The sequence below is a fragment of the Streptomyces sp. DF42 genome (genome assembly GCF_058267695.1).
The window spans coordinates 98940-114928 of record NZ_CM177859.1; the positions used below are offsets into that span (position 1 = coordinate 98940).

Genomic DNA, 15989 nt, shown 5'->3' on the forward strand with positions numbered 1-15989 from the left:
ACTCTTCTCGGGGGCAGCTGTCGGCAGACGGTGCGGGAGCTTCAGGCCCCGGCGGCGGTGACGATGGCGTCGGTGGCGAAGCCGAGGACGAGGCCGAGCAGGACGCACCAGGTGGTCAGGGTCTTCAGCGCGGCCTTGCGGGCAACGGCCAGCAGCTCGATGACCACGTAGAGGATCGACCCCGCGGCCAGACCCAGGAAGGCGATCGACACGGTGTCGTTGACGACGTGCTGGCCGACCACGGTGCCGAGGAAGGTCGGGCCGCCGCCGATCAAACCGAGCAGCAGCAGCGTGGCCCATGAGGGGCGTTCGCCCTCGGCGGCCAGCGGGGCGACGATGCCGAACCCTTCGGTGGCGTTGTGCAGACCGAAGCCGATGATGAGGAGTACGGCGAGGGAGAGTTCGCCCTGGGCGGCGGAGTTGCCGATGGCCAGGCCCTCGGCGAAGTTGTGCAGTCCGATGCCGGTCGCGATCATCAGCGCGAGCGAGCCGGCCTGGCTGCGGACCCTGGGGGCCAGCTCGGCGGATGCGGCTGCACCGGGGCCCGCGGGCCGCGCAGCCGAGGCCGCACGGCGGGCGATCCAGCCGTCGTAGTAGACCAGGCTCATCAGCCCGACTCCGAGGCCCACGGCCAGGGTGAGACCCCCAGAGGCCACGGTTCCCCAGTCGTGCTTGCCCAACGCGCCATCGACCGGCTCCCAGGCGTGTGTCAGGACGTCCCAGACCAGGAAGATCAGGATGCCGATGGCCACGGCGTTCAGACCTGCGCGCAGCCGGGGACTCGGGTTGCGCAGACGGCCTAGGGGCAGGCCGAGGTAGATGGTGAACCCTGCGATGGCGCCGAGCAGGACTACCTGGGAACCGGACATGAGGGGGACTCCAGTTGGAAGAGCGGAGAAGTACCCCCGAACCTAGATGAGGCAAGCCTTACCTAATAGATATCTGTGGGTCGATTTTGAGAAAGCTTGGCGAATTCCATACTCTCCGGCACCGCCCCGGAGACCGCCCACGTCGGCTACCTGCCCGGTGGCCGGATCCTGGGCTGTCGAAACCGGCCCGCGCCCTCGAGCACTTCTCCTACCGCCCGCAGGTGCAGGAGCGGCTGACCAAACAGGTCACCGACCGGGATCCTTGAGGACACCTCCCCGGAGGTCATCTCCGATGCTCACGCCCGCGCGGCACGACTCCTGCACCAGGAGGGGGCTTCATCTCTCCTGGTGGCCCGGCATCTGGCGGCCGCGGGACCCGTCCACGACGGCTGGGTCCGCTCGACGTTGTCCGACGCGGCCGAGGCGGCGTGTCTTCGCGAAGACCTGCCGTTCGCCGTCACCTGTCTGCAGCTCGCCCTCGACAGCACGGACGATCCCGCCGCCCGAGCCGTCACCGCGGCGCAGCTGATCCAGCTGGAGTGGCGGATCAACCCCGCGGCCGTCGAACGGCGTCTCGACTCGCTGGTCGAGGCGGCCCTCGACGGCCGGGTGCCGCAGGGTTCCGCTGTGGCGCTCGTCAAGTCGCTGCTCTGGTTCGGCCGTCGCGGGGAGGCCCTTTCCCTGCTCGGCCTGCTCAGGGCCCCCGACGCGACGTGCCCGATCCTTCTCGGGCAACTGCGTGCCTGGCTGCGCATAGGGTATCCGTCCGCACTTCTGCGCCCGTCCCCCGATCCCGGCCCCGAGCCCGTCTCTGCGGTCCAGGAGGCAGCGCCGGACGCGGCCGCCGTTTCGGCCGACGGCCTGCTGTCCCGCACGCTGCGGGGCGGAGGCGGGGAATCCGTCGCCCGCCGCGCGGAGCAGATGCTGGGCACGTGCCGCCTGGAGACCACGGACAACGTCGACAGCGTGGAGTCGGCGCTCCTCACTCTGCTCTACACCGGCCGGCAGGACCGCGCCGCCCACTGGTCCGCCAGGTGTGCGGCAGCCGTGGCCGCCCGACCCGCACCGGCGTGGCAGGCCAGACTCGCCGCCGTACAGGCGGAGGTCGCCCTGCGCCAGGGCGACCTGACGACGGCGCTGCGTCACGCGCGCTCCGCCGTGACCCTTGTCCCGCCGCGCAGTTGGGGACTCCCGGTGGGCCTGCCGGTGAGCATGCTCGTTCTGGCCGCGACCGCGATGGGTGCGTACGACGTCGCCGAGGAGCATCTGCAGTTCCCCGTGCCGGAGGAGATGTTCGGATCCTGGTACGGGATCCACTACCTGTACGCCCGCGGCCATCATCATCATGCCGCGGAACGGCTGGACGCCGCCCTGGGGGACTTCGTGGCCTGCGGGGAAAAGGCAAGCGCCTGGAACATGGACCTGCCCATGTTCGTGGCGTGGCGCAGCGCCGCCGCCACCGTCCATCTGAGCCTGGGGCGAGGGGAGGAGGCACGCAGACTCCTCGAGGAGGAACTGGCCCGGCCGGGTCCGGCGAAGTCCAGCCCTCGGGGCGTAGCGCTGCGCCTGCTCGCCGACCTCGCCGAGCCGCGGCGCAGGGTGGCGATCCTCAACAACGCCGTGACGCTTCAGCGACTGACCGGAGACCGGTTCGAACTGGCCCGGTCGCTCGCGGCCCTCGGCTCTGCCCAGCGGGCCGTCGGCGAGACCCGCCCCGCCCGGCACGCTCTGCACCAGGCGCTGCGGCTGGCCGTGCAGTGCGGCGCCGCGCCCCTGCACCGCTCCCTGTTGACCAACGACGCGGAAGCCGCGCCGGAAGCTCCCGCCGAGGACGCCGAGGATCCGCTGAGCGCCGCAGAACGCAGGGTCGCGTCGTTGGCTTCGTGGGGGCACTCCAACCGGGAGATCGCCGACCAGCTGTGTGTCACCGTCAGCACGGTCGAACAGCATTTGACCCGGATCTACCGCAAGCTGAACGTGACGGGCCGGGCCCAACTGCCCGCCATCTACCAGGATTTCGCCGAGGACGGCCCGGGCGCGCAGCTGTACCGGTCCACCTGACAACGTCCTGCGTCCGGTCCTGTCCAAGGCGGCCATGGCCGCGGACCGCCGAGCTGCCCAGGTGGGCGAGCAGCGGGCCGGTGACCGAGCACGCGCCCTCGAGTGCGGCTACGTGACTCCTCCCCCGGCTGAAGCCGGGGGCTTCTCGCGATGCCGGGTTGGCGTTGCGACGGACCAGCCCGGCCCATGGGCTTCGGCTCTCAGCCGCCGCGACGCACTGCGGCCGCCTTGCGGGCCTCGGCGAGCTTCTGGGCCTCGCCGGCCCTCCGCGACTTGCCGCCGGAGGCGCGGGCGGTGTCCTTGCTGGTGCCCATGCCGCGGAAGGGTGCGTTGGTGTTCTTCGGCCGGGGTGAGGCCGACCCGCCGTCGAGCGGGGTGCCGGAGGGGGCCTTGGCGCCGGTGATCCGGCTCAGTTCCGCCTCGCCCGAGCGCACCCTGGTGATGGTCGGCTTGATGCCGGCTCCGGCCATCAGATGACTCATCTCGCGGCGCTGGCCCGAAAGCACCAGAGTGACGACGCTGCCGGACTCACCGGCGCGGGCGGTGCGGCCCGCGCGGTGCAGATAGTCCTTGGGGTCGGTGGGCGGGTCGACGTTGACCACGAGATCGAGATCGTCGACATGCAGGCCACGGGCCGCGACATTGGTCGCCACCAGGACGGTGATCTGACCGGTCTTGAACTGCGCCAGGGTCCGTGTGCGCTGCGGCTGGGACTTGCCGCTGTGCAGGGCCGCGGCGTGCACTCCGCTGGCCCGCAGGTGCTTGGTCAGTTGGTCGACGGCGTGCTTGGTGTCCATGAACAGCAGTACGCGGCCGTCGCGGGCGGCGATCTCCGTGGTGACGGCGTACCGGTCGGGGCCATGCACGAGGAGGACATGGTGGTCCATCGTCGAGACCGCGCCCGCCGACGGGTCGACCGAGTGGACGACGGGGTCGTGGAGGTAGCGGTCGACCAGGTCGTCGACGTCGCGGTCCAGGGTGGCCGAGAACAGCATCCGCTGACCGTCGAGGTGCACCTGGTCGAGCGCCTCGGTCACCTGCGGCAGGAAGCCCATGTCGCACATCTGGTCGGCCTCGTCCAGGACCGTGATCCGTACTCGTCCCAGGCGGCAGGCACCGCGCTCGATGAGGTCGTGCAGACGGCCCGGGGTGGCGACGACGACCTCGGCTCCGTCGCGCAAAGCAGCCGTTTGCCGGCCGATCGACATGCCGCCGACGACTGTGGCCATCCGCAGGCGCAATGCGTCGGCGTAGGGCGAAAGCGCCTCGGTGACCTGCTGGGCCAGCTCCCGGGTGGGCACCAGGATCAGAGCGAGGGGCTGCTTCGGTTCCGCGCGCCGCCCGGCCGTCCGTGTGAGCAGCGGCAGGCCGAAGGCGAGCGTCTTGCCCGACCCGGTGCGCCCGCGCCCCAGGACGTCGCGTCCCGCGAGGGCATTGGGCAGCGTGGCCGCCTGGATCGGGAAGGGCTCGTGCACGTCGAGTTCGGTGAGCGTACGCAGCACCTCGGCCGGCAGGTCCAGGTCGGCGAAGGAGACTGTCCCAGGCACCTTTGGGGCCGTGGTCACCTGCTGGGCGAAGTCGCCGTGCGAGGTGCCGGGCAAGTCGGGGTGGGTCATGAAGAGCCTTCCGCATGGGGAACGTACCGAGGAAGGCCCGGTAGGAATGAGCAGCCGACGAAACGAAGCAATGGAACAAACGGCAGAGTCGCCAGCCGCCGCGAGCACGCAAACGTGTGAGGCTAACACAGGTGACGGCCTGGCGTTGTGCGGCTGATCGCTCCACCGGCACCGCTGGCGAGGCGGAGACACAGAGCCGGTCGGCAGGTGGGTACCTGGGGACGGGGGCGCGCTCGTGGTCTCCCGATGTCGGGCGTCGGTCACGCGAGTTGTGGTCCCGGCCGGCGACCCCGCCACGGGTGGCGGGGTCCGCCTCACCTCAGATCCGCCCGCCGGTCAGACGGGTGAGGGGGCCGTGCGTGCGGCGGCCCGCACGACGCCCCGCCAGATATGACGTGGCACCCAAAACTGACACGCCCGCCCCCACGCCGGCGGCGAGGAGCTTTCGGTTGGCGATCAAGGTCCATGCCGTCTTGGCGAAGGCCAGGGCCTGTCCCGAGGCGGCGATGACGGCCTGGCGGCCGGCTTGGACACGCTCGGCCGCGCCGTGCACGACGGCGTTGGTCGCCCCGGCCGTGCGCTCGGCCGTGTCCACTGCTGCTGACGTCACGTCGTCGGACTTCTCGGCTGCCTTGTCTGCCGCCTGCGATGCGGGAGCAGTCGCCTTCGCTGTGGCCCGCCGGGCCTTGGAGGATGCGCTCCGCTTGGATACGGAATCTTGATTCGTGCCGCTGTTCGATTGATTCATGGACTTCGCGTTACCGCTCGCGTCAACGGCAAACACATTCCGACAGGACGGTGTACGGCGGGCTCGGGCCGACCGGTGCACGATCCCCGGTCGGCCCCTGAGCACCACGGGCCACCCGGGGCGAAACGTCATCGGCCGCGGAAACGCGGGCGTCTGAGAGGTGTCGTCACCCACGGGACGGCTCCGTGGGCTTTCGCGGATCTGGATGATCCGGTGGGTGTGGCGGCGGTCAGGGGTCAAGGGTTAGGGGGTCAGGGAGGGACTTCGTTCGGGATGGTCGGACGCCCGACCGACATCGAGTTCCCTTGTTACCGAATGCGGACAGAACCTCGGTGAACAACTCGTGCCCTGGTGTCATCTGACGAGGTGTAGCTAACGGCAGATCCGGCCGGTCGCCGCGCGGTAGCAGGCGCGGATGCCGGATCCTGGTGATCCATGGGGGACTTCGATCATGACCGCTCGCCTTACCGCCCGTTCCGTCGGCCTGGTGGCTGCCGTGGCCGCCGTTGCGTCGTTCTCGCTGACCGCCTGTCAGAGCGGGGGCCACGATACCGGCGCCACTTCGCGGAAGCAGGACTCCGCCTCCCACTCCGCCGGCAACAGCGGCCCGGGAGGCGGCTCCAGGACCGGCGCGGGCATCACCCGGACCAGCCCGGGGACCGAGCCACCCGCCTCGCACCACACCACCGCGCAGGCCGCTCCTGCCAGCCGCACATCCCAGGTCCGCACCCAGACCCTGGCAGACGGCAGCACGGCCAAGATCTACGAGCTCGGTGCCCAGCGCTATCGTGCCGAGATCGTCAGCCGCGGTTCAGTTGCGGCCACGCTGGAGACGGACGAGCAGGATGCCGGGCTCGACGCCAACGACATGTTCGTGGTGCTCACGCTGGGCGGCGAGGTCCATTCCTGGATGGGCGGTGGACACTCCGGGCCGGGCACGTTCAAGCTCGCCGGCGGCTGGAAGGCCAAGGTCACCAAGATCGGCGCACTGCGCTACCGCGCGCAGATCCTCGGCAACGACGGAGCAGTGGACGCCACGCTGAACGCGAACCAGCATGACGCCGGGCTCGACGCCAACGGCATATACATCGTGCTCAGCGCGGGCGGTGTCATCAGCTCCCACCCGTAAATTCCAGCCGGGCTGCGTGGTGGTGCTGCCCCTCGGGGATCCGCCACCACCGCGACAGCGGCGTTCGAGCGACCGAGGGGCCCTACTTGACTGGGCTCGCCGCAAACGCGGCCTGGCGACGACCGTTCCACGTGCGGCCTGGTTGCCGAAGGTCAGTCAGTCGCCAGGCGGCAGTCGCTGCACCATCGGCGCGGATCCGGACTCCGCCGGCCAGGACCCTCTCCGCCTCGTCGGAATCGAGGGCGTGGCGGAGGTTCCCCAGACGTGAGTGGGTGGCCGGTTCAGGGGACGGGTGAGCTCTGCCGATGCCAAGTCGGTCGACACGGCTGGCGAAGCAGAACTGGTGGAGGCTCCGCGGAACGCTCATCTGCGCTGCTCCGGCTGCCGCTGCGGCCCTGATGGTGCCGGCTCCGCCCGTGGTGTACGACTGCGCCGACCCGCTGGTACAGGTCCTGCTCGTTGTGGCCGCTGCAGGCAGTCAAGGACCGTTCGAGCGCGCGGGCGGTACCGAACGGTGCCTTGTTGTGGCCGCGCATTCCCGCGGTGTGGGCTCTCACGGAAAGTGCTGACCCGGCTCGCCGGGAAGACACGCCGCCTGTTCCAGGCATAGACGCACATGCGTTTAGTTGCTCATAGCTCACAGCTCATTGCTTATGTCACTTATTGACGAGGCGATCAGCCATGCCCTGAATCTCCTCGCTTCATGAGTTGACCGGTGGATTCATCAGCTCCCCCTTCAATGTCTCAAATTTGGCGCAATGACGTCGCCAATCCTCCACACCGCTGTGGCCGAAACTCAGAAGCTGGAGTATCACAATGAAACGCATGAAAGTGCCCGCCAGTGTCACCCCGCTTCTCGAACTGGCGGAAGCAGAAGGTTTCTACCAACTGGTGACTCGTCCGGAATTCAGCAACCTGGCCGGTGGCGACGTCACTGCGGCGCGCATTGGCGGGGGCCTTTGCGTGGCGAGCAAGAGGGGCGAGGATTGTTTGAATCGGGCGCTTGGATTCGGCTTCGATTCTTCAGTGGATTACCGACTGTTATCGGAAGTGATCGACTTCTATTCAGCCATGGGTGCTCCGTCCTTCACCATCCAGCTCGCCCCCTCTATCATTCCAGTCGATTGGTTCAAGATCGCTGAAGCATTTTCGTTCGAACGTCGGCCTGGCGTCATCAAGTTCGTGGCTCCCGTCGGGACCGTCATTGCCGCTACGGAAGACAGAAGGATCGAAGAGAACCAATCGGTCGAAGCTGTTGCATCCGACGAGGCGCAAGACCGGACGCCATCCATTTGGACTGGGGCCGACTTCGAACGTGATTCGATTCCGTCTGGCCACTCCTTGAGCCTCAGAGTCCGTCGCGGCACTTTCGTCGGCAAGGTTCACCTATGGACTCGTGGCCGTGTCGCCGCCCTGCTCGGCGGCTCCGCTCTGCCTGACAAGCTCGGCTCCGACGCCCAAGCAGTGCTCATCCGCAGCTGCGCCTTGGCAGCACAGGATGACGGATGCGAATGGCTCACAGCAGAAAGCAGCCCTTTCCGCTACGGGCTACCCAATCCTGCCTACGAAAACCTGCTGAACTGCGGTTTTGAGATTGCCTACCAACGGCCCAATTGGAGGTGGACTCAACAGAGGGTTCTTCGTGAGGAATGTGACGTAAGTTACTGATCGGCTCATCAGCCATTATTGGTCGGGCCGAGTAGTCAACTCTCCTATACGGCGGCCTACTCGTGATCGGCGAGTTCAGGGCGCTGCGACCTGGGCGACCGACGCGAATCCGGGATTCGCAGGATCGCGTCGGTCGCCGGCGGAGGCCTCGCTCCATCAAGCGTGTAGTGCAGCCCAGTCGAGCTGCCGTGCGCCGAAGTCGCGAATGGACGCGAGTAGTCCCAAGCGGGCGGCACGCAGCGCCAGGTTTTCGTGGTTGACCATCACTTGGTCAAAGAAGTCGTTGACGAGACCGATCAACGGTGTCATTTCGCCGATGAACACGTTGACATCAACCACGTCGCCGGTGTTGGCGACAGCTCGCGTCAGCGCCTTGTGCAACCGCAGCTCGACGTCTTCGGTCAATTCTTCTTCGCGGCAACCTGCCTCCGTGTCAGCGGGCACAATGCGGCGCACCCGCTGCAGCACGGCGACCACGCCCGCCAATTCGCCTCGGCGGTGCGTAGTGTCAAGTTGTGCAAGCAGCCGGTCCGCGATCTGCGGACGGGTGGAGTGAGGTCTCGTCGCTCGGACGCGATCGGCTGGGTGGCCGGCCTCCAGTTGTATGTGCTCAAAGCGCTTGACGACGAAGTCCACCACGGCAGTACACACGTCCTCACCAGCAGCGACAGGTTGTGCCCCCGCGGCTGTGCGAACGGCGTTGCGCAGGTCCAGATGAAGGGGCAGTACTGGTGATCGCAGGATTGCCACTACACCGAGCGCAGCGCGCCGCAGGGCGAACGGGTCACTGCTGCCCGCGGGGAAGCCGACGGTCGCAGCGAGGCCTACGAGCAGATCGAGCCGGTCGGCGAGAGCCAGCAGAGCGCCGGCGGGCGTGTCCGGGGGAACGCCCGCGCCGGTGCGCGGCAGTTCCGTCTCCAGCAGCGCCTGGGCGACCGCGGTGGACTCTCCGGAGGCGAGGGCGTAGTGGTGGGCCATCGTGCCGACCAGACTGGTCAGTTCGACGACCATGTGGGATCCGAGATCGAACTTCACCAGTTCGGCGGCGCGTCGCAGCGCCCGCTCCTGCGCGCCATCCAGCCCGGCCTCCCCCGACAGCGTCAGGGCCACCGCCCCGATGCGCTCCGCCCGGTCCGCCATCGAGCCCAGCCTGTCGGTGAAGGACAATCGCGTCAGTCGCTCGCGCATCTCCAGGACCGAGGTCTTGGAATCCACGGTGTGGAAGTACGCGGCATCCTCGAACCTGGCCCTGAGGACGGCCTCGTTACCCGTACGCACGACCTGTTCGTCGACCGGCCCGTTCGCGATGACCACGAAGTGCGGCAGCAGCCGCCCCTGCGCGTCGACGATCGGCAGGTAGCGCTGGTGCTTGCGCATGACCGTGCTGAGGACCGCTGCCGGCAGTTTCAGGTATCGGTGATCGAACGATCCGAGGATCGCCACCGGCCGCTCCACCAGGAAGGTCAGTTGGTCGATCAGCAGCTCCAGCCCGTTCGTGTGAAGCCTTCCACCTGCATGGGCGGCGAGTGTCTGGGCGGCGGTGGCGATGATCGCGCGCCTCTGCGCGGGGTCGGCGACGATGCCCGCGCCGGTCAGAACGCCGGGGAAGGCGTCGGCTGAAGGGACCCTCACCATCGGGTTCTCGTCGCAGCGGTTGAGGAAGGTGGTGCGCCCCGAGACAAGCGTGCCCATGCTCACCGGTACGACCTGACGGCCGTGCAGCGCCAGGAGCCATCGGACGGGACGGGTGAAGGAAAGCCCCGGATTGTTCCAGCGCATGTTCTTCGCCCCGCGGAGTCCACCGACGATCTCGGCGAGGACTTCCGCCAACGACTGGACGGCGGGCCGTCCCTGCACATGGCGGATCGCCACGACGTGCTCGACGCCGTCGACCGTGGCACGGCCCAGATCGCTCACCTCGATGCCGTGGGCTCTGGCGAATCCCGAGGCGGCCGCGCTCGCGGCACCCGCGGCATCGAACGCGGCATCGGTGCGCGGACCGCGGACCTCGCGTGTTCGGTCGTCCTCACGGGAGGCCACGGCAGTCACGGTCGCGACGATCCGGCGCGCTGTGGCGTGCACCCTGACCGTGCCGTACTCGAGGGGCCCTGCGGCCAGCCGCTGCGTCAACGTCGTCTGGACGCGGTCCCGTGCGGCGGCCGCCTCAGTGGGCGGCATCTCCTCGACGCCGATCTCGAACACCACGTCGGCCGGCCCGGACGGTGCAGGCGACGTCGCGCCGTCCGCTTCGATCGCAGAGGGGCACGGCGGCGACGAGGCGCCCAACGGGAATCCCGCTTCCTCCCGCTTGGCGAGCCACAGCCGTGCGACGTCGTTCGACATCTGTCGCATGCGCGCGAACTCCACCTGCCGATCCGCCGTGGACACCGCACCGCGCGAGTCGAGGATGTTGAAGGCGTGCGACATCTTCGTCACCAGCCCGTGCGCGGGGATCGCGAGGCCGGCATCGATGCTCCGGCGAGCCTCGATCGCATATAGCTCCAGCAACGCGTGGGTCGTCTCGACGTCGGCGCCGTCCAGGAAGTAGCACGACATCTCGTACTCGGCCTGGCCGACGATCTCCCCGTACGAGACACCGGGCGCATAGGCGATGTCCTTGAAGTGGCGGACGCCCTGCAGAGCCATCAGGATCCGCTCGATGCCGTAGGTGATCTCCACGGCAGGTGTCTGCAGCGTGAGGCCTCCCGCCTGCTGGAAGTACGTGAACTGCGTGATCTCCAGCCCGTCCAGCCATACCTCCCAGCCCAGTCCCCACGCGCCCAGCGCGGGCGAGGCCCAGTTGTCCTCCACAAAGCGCACGTCGTGCGCGCGGGTGTCCACGCCGAGGGCTTCCAGCGAGGCCAGATACTGGTCGATCGCGTCACCGGGGTCGGGCTTGAGGATCACCTGGAACTGGGTGTGGCACTGCATGCGGTTCGGGTTCTTGCCGTAGCGGGCGTCGTCGGGCCGCACGGACGGCTCCACGTATGCGGCCCGCCATGGCTCGGGACCCAACACGCGCAGTGCCGTCGCGGGATTCAGGGTGCCGGCGCCCACCTCGCTGTTCATGGGCTGGATCGTCAGGCAGCCGCGGTCGGCCCAGAAGGTGGACAGGCGGGCCAGGGCTTCTTGCATCGTCAACACGTCTTGCTGCTCCCCTCTCACCAAGTGACCGAAAGCCTGGCGACGCCGTAGGAGCTTTCGTCTTCCTGCATGACCACGCTCGATGCGCCGTCCGCCGTCCGCAGCGTGGGAAACGCCCGGAACAGTTCGGTGAGCGCGACGCCCAGCTGTATCCGGGCGAGGTTGTGGCCCACGCACAGGTGCGTGCCGTGTCCGAACGCGACGTGCGGCGTGAACCCGCGGCCCAGATCCAGGGTCTGGGCCCGGTCGAACTTCTCGGGGTCGCGGTTCGCGGTGGGCAGCGAGACGAACACCACGTCGCCCTGGCGCAGTTTCTCGTTTTCCAGTTCGACGTCCTCGGTGACCGTCCGGACGACGCCCAGGTTGTTCGTCGGCATGTAGCGAACGATTTCGTCCACCGCCTTGTCGACGTACCGGGGGTCGTCGGCGTCGACGTCGGCGATCAGGGTCCCGCCGTCCTGCAGCAGCCGATAGGCGCCCATGGCGAGGACGTGCGCCACGGGTGCGTGGCCCGCCATGGCGACGGCGAGCGCCATGGAGGCGATCTCGTCGGTCGACAGGTCCGCATCCGCTTGCACCAGGAAGCTGAGGAGATCTTCTCGCCGCGTCTCGCGGCGTTGCCGGACGAGGGCGGTCAGCATCTCCCAGACCTCCTGGAAGGCCGCCTTGCGTGCCGCAGCCGGCAGCGCTTCGTCCTCGAAGGCGTCGAGCCCGCTCCGCAGTACCTGCTGATCGTGCTCGTCCAGTCCGATGAGCGCGCCGATCACGGCGGCGGGTACCGGCCAGGCGAACGCGGTGAACAGGTCGGCGGGCGGGCCCTGGTGACGCATGGCCGTCAGGTGCTCGTTCACGACGGCCTCGATGCGCGGGGCGAACTCCCGCATCGAGCGCCGGGTGAAACAGCCGGTCAGCAGCCGTCGGTAGCGGGTGTGCTCGGGCGCGTCCATTCCGAAGAACCAGGCGGGCAGCGGCCCACCGGACGGCAGGCTCGGGCCCTTGTTGACACGCGAGCTGAAGCGGCGGTCGCTCAGGATGGTGGTGACGGCGGAGTGCGAGGTGAACAGCCAGTACGTCCGGTCGCCGACGCGGTGCAGGACACCCGCCTCGCCGGAGTCGCGCAGCGCCTCGAACTCCTGGGGCGGGGAGAACGGGCAGCGCCGGGTCAGCTCGGCCGATCCGGGCCTGGGCACGGTTCGCATCAGCCTTCCCCCTCTCCTGCGGAACGGGACAGAACGGGATCTTCTTCCTCTCCTGCGGCCCAGGGCAGAACGGCACCGGACGTGCCACCCACGCGCGGCAGTACCTGCAGTGCCGCGGCCGACGGGGCACCGGTGAGCACGGACATCAGGCGCTCCCAGCCGATGAAGACGCCGACGATGCCGCGGGGTGCCCGGCGCAGGCTCGGCACCAGATAGGCGAAGCGGTCGTCGAGCCCAGGGGTGCCGGAGTCGCGCAGGTTGGCCAGGAACTGATCGGCGTCGGCGTACTGCCGGACGTGGACGACCTCCCGGCCCGCGAGGTAGAGCTCGGCATCGGTGATGCACTCCTCGCCGTCGGCGGAACGCAGCAGCCCGGAATTGATGGACCGGATCTCGTACGTCGAGTCGTGCTCCTCGTCCTCCCGCCAGCTGCGCGGAGGCGCGATGTTCCACGTGGCGTTCCACTGCAGTGCCTGGGCGTCGGTGCGCTCGACGGCTTCGGCGTAGGCCGTCGCGACGCTGAGGACCTGTTCGACCGGGGCTGCCGCGTCACCGGGAGCGATGATCCAGCGCGTGTCGTGTCCGGGGCGACCGAGAACATCGTCGGAGTCGAGGCTGTGCACCCGCGCGCCGACGGCGAGCAGACGGTCCCTCAGCACCCCGCGCGCCTTGCCCGACCAGTTCGCGGGCACGCTGAACAGCCGGAACGATTCCAGACCGGCCGTGCCGGGCAGCTCGGATCCGCCCAGTCCGCGGGGCGAGACACGCCGGAAGTCGGAGTCATCGGCCTTCAGCCCCGCCGCCGAGCACAGGTCGATCACCAGGTTCTGCGCCAGGTCGACCATCTCGTACACGTCGGTGGCGGACCGTACGAAGACCAGCTGTTCGAACTCGGTGAGGTAGTCACCACGGCGGTCCGGGGGCGGCGCGTCCTCGTGCCGGTAACAGCGGGCGAAGGTGAATGTGCTGTCCAGCCCTTCGGCCATCGCGGCCCAGATGACGTATTCGGGCGACTGGAGCAGCTTGAGGTCGGTCCCGGGGTCGAGCCTGGAGTGCGTGAGCGCGAACTCTTCGACGCCGTACTCCTCCGACCTGCCCCAGGCGGTGGGGAAGACGATCTCGGTGAAGTCCCGTTCACGCGCCCATGAGTGGACCAGGCCGCGCATCCTGCTCGCCAGACGCGGCCCGGCGATCGGGTTGACGTGGAAGTGCGCCATGTGCGCTGTGGCGCTGTCGTCCGCCTGGGCGGCCTCGATCGTCTCCGCTTCGATCCGGGTGGCGGCGGTCCAGGTGCCGCGGACCAGTGCGAGGTTCCCGGAGCGGACGGTGTGCCGGGTATCTCCGTCGAGGGCGATCCAGCCGCGGTCGGTGACGAGGTATCGCAGCCCTTTGTCGATGTGGAAGCGGCCGACGACGCGAGCGGGAGGGCCGGGCGAATGGGTCATTGTTCTTCTCCGACGGTGGAGTTGAGGGGGATGGGGTCGACGGCTCGGACGGCGGATGTGCGCACGGCCTCGAACACGGCAACCGCCGCGGTGATGGCCAGGAGTCCCAATGCGGCTCGTCCGGTGGCCGCCCTGATGCCGATGTCCTGCCACAGTCGGCCCGCGATCAGGTCGACCGCTGCCATGGCCAGGCCGGCGGCCGTGCCGACGAGTGAGGCAAGGGTGTTGCGGATGTGGTCGGGATAGACCTGGTGCGCCCGGGTGAAGACGAGTGTCATGGCGACGCCCACCAGGAACTCGGCTGCCGGGTATCCGACCACCGCGAACACGGCGCCGTGGCCGGTCGTCGCCACCACGATCTGGAGGAGCGCCAGCGTGGCAAGGGCCCATGGCAGTGCCGGTCGATCGGTCAGTTTCTTGGAGGCCCATGAACCCAGTGCCGCGAAAGAGGTGAGCACGAGCAGCACGAGGCCGAGGACCGTGGGGCCGCCGGAGAAGTAGGTGAGCGCCATCGGCTGCCAGGTGAAGATGACCAGTCCGAGAGACGCCGTTCCGACGCAGGTGAGCAGCAGGACACCCAACAGGTCTCCGCGCAGCAGCAGTTGGACGCCGGTGCGCAGAGCCGAGCGGAGCGGCAGCTCGGACGAGACCGGGCTCTCGGGCCAGCCCCACCGGGTCCAGGCGGTCAGTCCCGCCAGCACCAGGCCGGCCGCGAGGATCAGGTTTCTCGGCGCCGCGACGTTCCCGACCACCGCAACGGCCAGCGCTCCTGCGCCGGCGGCGAGCCAGCGGACGATCTGCAGTTCTCGCAGGACGCCGGTCATGAGGTCCTCCTTCTGCCCGGGGGACAGAAGGCTGATGAAGAGCGCGGTCGGGGCACCGGAGTAGGCCGCCATACCGACGGTCCACAAGGTGAGTGCCACGGCGTAGCCGACCATCGTCCAGGTCAGTCCGAAGAGGATCAGACCGGCTGCCCAGCAGGCCAGGCCGATCACCGCTATCCGCCGTTGCCCGTAGCGGTCTCCCCAGGCGCCACTGGGCGCCTCGATCAGCGTGGAGACCACCTGGGCCGCGGCGAGGAGCGCGCCGATGGCGGCGCCGTCGATGCCGCGACTGCTCATCACCGCCACGAATGTCGCGCCGAAGACGAAGTCCACGAACGCGACCAAGGTGGCGGCCGTCGACAGTCTTCGCCGGTACCCGGTCAGCGTCGGGTCGCTCATGCGACGACCAGACAGTCGAGCGAGACGCACGGGCCGGGCCGCATGCGGGCCACCTCGTCTGCCTTGCGCGCCAGGACCGACTCGGGACGGTCGGTCCTGATGTTGCCCAGCGAGACCTTGCGGCGCTGCGCACAGACCTGGACGGAGCCGGAGACGTCCACGAAGACTCCTGAGTCGGCGGCCGCGCAGGACGGTACGCTCCGCAGCACGCCGGTGGCGAGCCAGTTCTCCAGCCGCCGGTAGTAGAGCGGGCGGCCAAGCAGCCCGCGCCAACTCGCCAGCAGCCCGCCGAGCTCCGCGCGTTCGCCCTTCGAGAGCGAGAGCAGGCTCAGCGGGTGGACGTCCGGCACCGCGACGGGGATCAGTTCCAGGCGGAACCCGCCGGCGGTGACGCGTGCGACGACCGCCTCCAGATCCCGCCAGTTGTGGCTGGTGACCACCACGCACACCTGGGCGCGTGCCCCCAGATCCGCCTCCGCCAGGGTGTCGAGCGCGCGCAGGGTCGCGGCGGTGCCGCCGCGCACCCGGTCACCGATGTGATCCGAGACGTGGTCGAGGCTGACGTGGATCTCGCAGTCGGCCGCCGCGAGGGTGTCCACGAGCGACCTGGTGAGCCGCAGGCCGTTGGTGAAGACCGCCAGGCTCTGGACGTGCTTGTGGGCCACTTCGAAAATGTCGAGGAAGTCGTCGCGCAACAGGGGCTCACCGCCGGTGAAGCTGACGCTTCGGACCGGTGCCAGCCGGTTGCACCTGTCGAGCCATGTGTCGTACTCGCCGGGCGTCACCCGGGCGTCGGAATAGTGCGCGCTACCGGTCTCGTACCAGCAATAAGTGCATTTCAGATTGCACCTGTTGGCGATCATCAGCGTTTGCTCCGCGAGCATGGT

Annotated in this window: 11 protein-coding genes and 1 pseudogene; 4 read left to right on the forward strand and 8 right to left on the reverse strand. The window is 68.8% G+C overall.

Features of this window, described 5'->3' with window-relative positions:
• Positions 1-41 precede the first annotated feature (41 nt).
• Positions 42-869 carry a ZIP family metal transporter gene (locus tag ACYUED_RS00540; protein WP_491290350.1) on the reverse strand — a complete coding sequence of 276 codons (828 nt, stop codon included), beginning with the start codon at positions 867-869 and terminating at the stop codon, positions 42-44.
• 132 nt (positions 870-1001) lie between these two features.
• Between ACYUED_RS00540 and ACYUED_RS00545 the strand changes: the two are divergent.
• Both ACYUED_RS00545 and ACYUED_RS00550 read left to right on the forward strand, forming a co-directional pair.
• Positions 1002-1123: pseudogene (locus tag ACYUED_RS00545) on the forward strand (GTP cyclohydrolase I); the annotation flags it as partial.
• A 94-nt stretch (positions 1124-1217) separates the two neighbouring features.
• A complete protein-coding gene (locus ACYUED_RS00550) occupies positions 1218-2930 on the forward strand; it encodes a helix-turn-helix transcriptional regulator (RefSeq protein ID WP_491290351.1) in 1713 nt (570 codons plus the stop codon).
• Between the two features lie 200 nt (positions 2931-3130).
• Here the strand turns inward: ACYUED_RS00550 and ACYUED_RS00555 are convergent, their stop codons facing one another.
• On the reverse strand, positions 3131-4546 hold the full coding sequence (locus ACYUED_RS00555; protein ID WP_491290352.1) for a DEAD/DEAH box helicase: 1416 nt from the start codon (positions 4544-4546) through the stop codon (positions 3131-3133).
• Positions 4547-4865: 319 nt separating this feature from the next.
• Positions 4866-5156 (reverse strand): hypothetical protein, encoded by a 291-nt coding sequence (locus ACYUED_RS00560; RefSeq protein WP_491290353.1) that lies wholly within the window; start codon positions 5154-5156, stop codon positions 4866-4868.
• 589 nt (positions 5157-5745) lie between these two features.
• Here ACYUED_RS00560 and ACYUED_RS00565 point away from each other — a divergent pair.
• Together ACYUED_RS00565 and ACYUED_RS00570 are read left to right on the forward strand one after the other, a co-directional pair.
• The gene (locus ACYUED_RS00565; protein ID WP_491290354.1) at positions 5746-6423 is read left to right on the forward strand and encodes a hypothetical protein; all 678 of its coding nucleotides are present in this window, start codon (positions 5746-5748) and stop codon (positions 6421-6423) included.
• 825 nt (positions 6424-7248) lie between these two features.
• Positions 7249-8091, forward strand: coding sequence for a hypothetical protein (locus tag ACYUED_RS00570; protein WP_491290355.1), 843 nt, complete (start codon positions 7249-7251; stop codon positions 8089-8091).
• A gap of 156 nt (positions 8092-8247) precedes the next feature.
• On the opposite strand, the gene ACYUED_RS00575 is transcribed toward ACYUED_RS00570, so the two are convergent.
• From ACYUED_RS00575 to ACYUED_RS00595, 5 genes are read right to left on the reverse strand one after another with little or no spacing between them, the layout of a single operon-like run.
• A complete protein-coding gene (locus tag ACYUED_RS00575) occupies positions 8248-11256 on the reverse strand; it encodes a glycine--tRNA ligase (protein WP_491290356.1) in 3009 nt (1002 codons plus the stop codon).
• Positions 11253-12434, reverse strand: coding sequence for a cytochrome P450 (locus ACYUED_RS00580; RefSeq protein ID WP_491290357.1), 1182 nt, complete (start codon positions 12432-12434; stop codon positions 11253-11255). Before ACYUED_RS00580 ends, ACYUED_RS00575 begins: the two co-directional genes overlap by 4 nt.
• Entirely contained in the window at positions 12434-13879 is a 1446-nt protein-coding gene (locus ACYUED_RS00585; protein WP_491290358.1) for an amino acid--tRNA ligase-related protein, read from the reverse strand. Before ACYUED_RS00585 ends, ACYUED_RS00580 begins: the two co-directional genes overlap by 1 nt.
• The gene (locus ACYUED_RS00590; RefSeq protein ID WP_491290359.1) at positions 13876-15102 is read right to left on the reverse strand and encodes an MFS transporter; all 1227 of its coding nucleotides are present in this window, start codon (positions 15100-15102) and stop codon (positions 13876-13878) included. Before ACYUED_RS00590 ends, ACYUED_RS00585 begins: the two co-directional genes overlap by 4 nt.
• Positions 15099-15986 carry a radical SAM protein gene (locus ACYUED_RS00595; RefSeq protein ID WP_491290360.1) on the reverse strand — a complete coding sequence of 296 codons (888 nt, stop codon included), beginning with the start codon at positions 15984-15986 and terminating at the stop codon, positions 15099-15101. The genes ACYUED_RS00590 and ACYUED_RS00595 overlap by 4 nt, the downstream gene beginning before the upstream one ends.
• Between the last annotated feature and the right edge of the window lie 3 nt (positions 15987-15989).

Coding starts and splice junctions, on each gene's coding strand:
- ACYUED_RS00595 (WP_491290360.1), bottom strand. CDS start 15,986: ATGCTCGCGGAGCAAACGCTGATGATCGCCAACAGGTGCAATCTGAAA.
- ACYUED_RS00580 (WP_491290357.1), bottom strand. CDS start 12,434: ATGCGAACCGTGCCCAGGCCCGGATCGGCCGAGCTGACCCGGCGCTGC.
- ACYUED_RS00590 (WP_491290359.1), bottom strand. CDS start 15,102: ATGAGCGACCCGACGCTGACCGGGTACCGGCGAAGACTGTCGACGGCC.
- ACYUED_RS00585 (WP_491290358.1), bottom strand. CDS start 13,879: ATGACCCATTCGCCCGGCCCTCCCGCTCGCGTCGTCGGCCGCTTCCAC.
- ACYUED_RS00570 (WP_491290355.1), top strand. CDS start 7,249: ATGAAAGTGCCCGCCAGTGTCACCCCGCTTCTCGAACTGGCGGAAGCA.
- ACYUED_RS00540 (WP_491290350.1), bottom strand. CDS start 869: ATGTCCGGTTCCCAGGTAGTCCTGCTCGGCGCCATCGCAGGGTTCACC.
- ACYUED_RS00555 (WP_491290352.1), bottom strand. CDS start 4,546: ATGACCCACCCCGACTTGCCCGGCACCTCGCACGGCGACTTCGCCCAG.
- ACYUED_RS00565 (WP_491290354.1), top strand. CDS start 5,746: ATGACCGCTCGCCTTACCGCCCGTTCCGTCGGCCTGGTGGCTGCCGTG.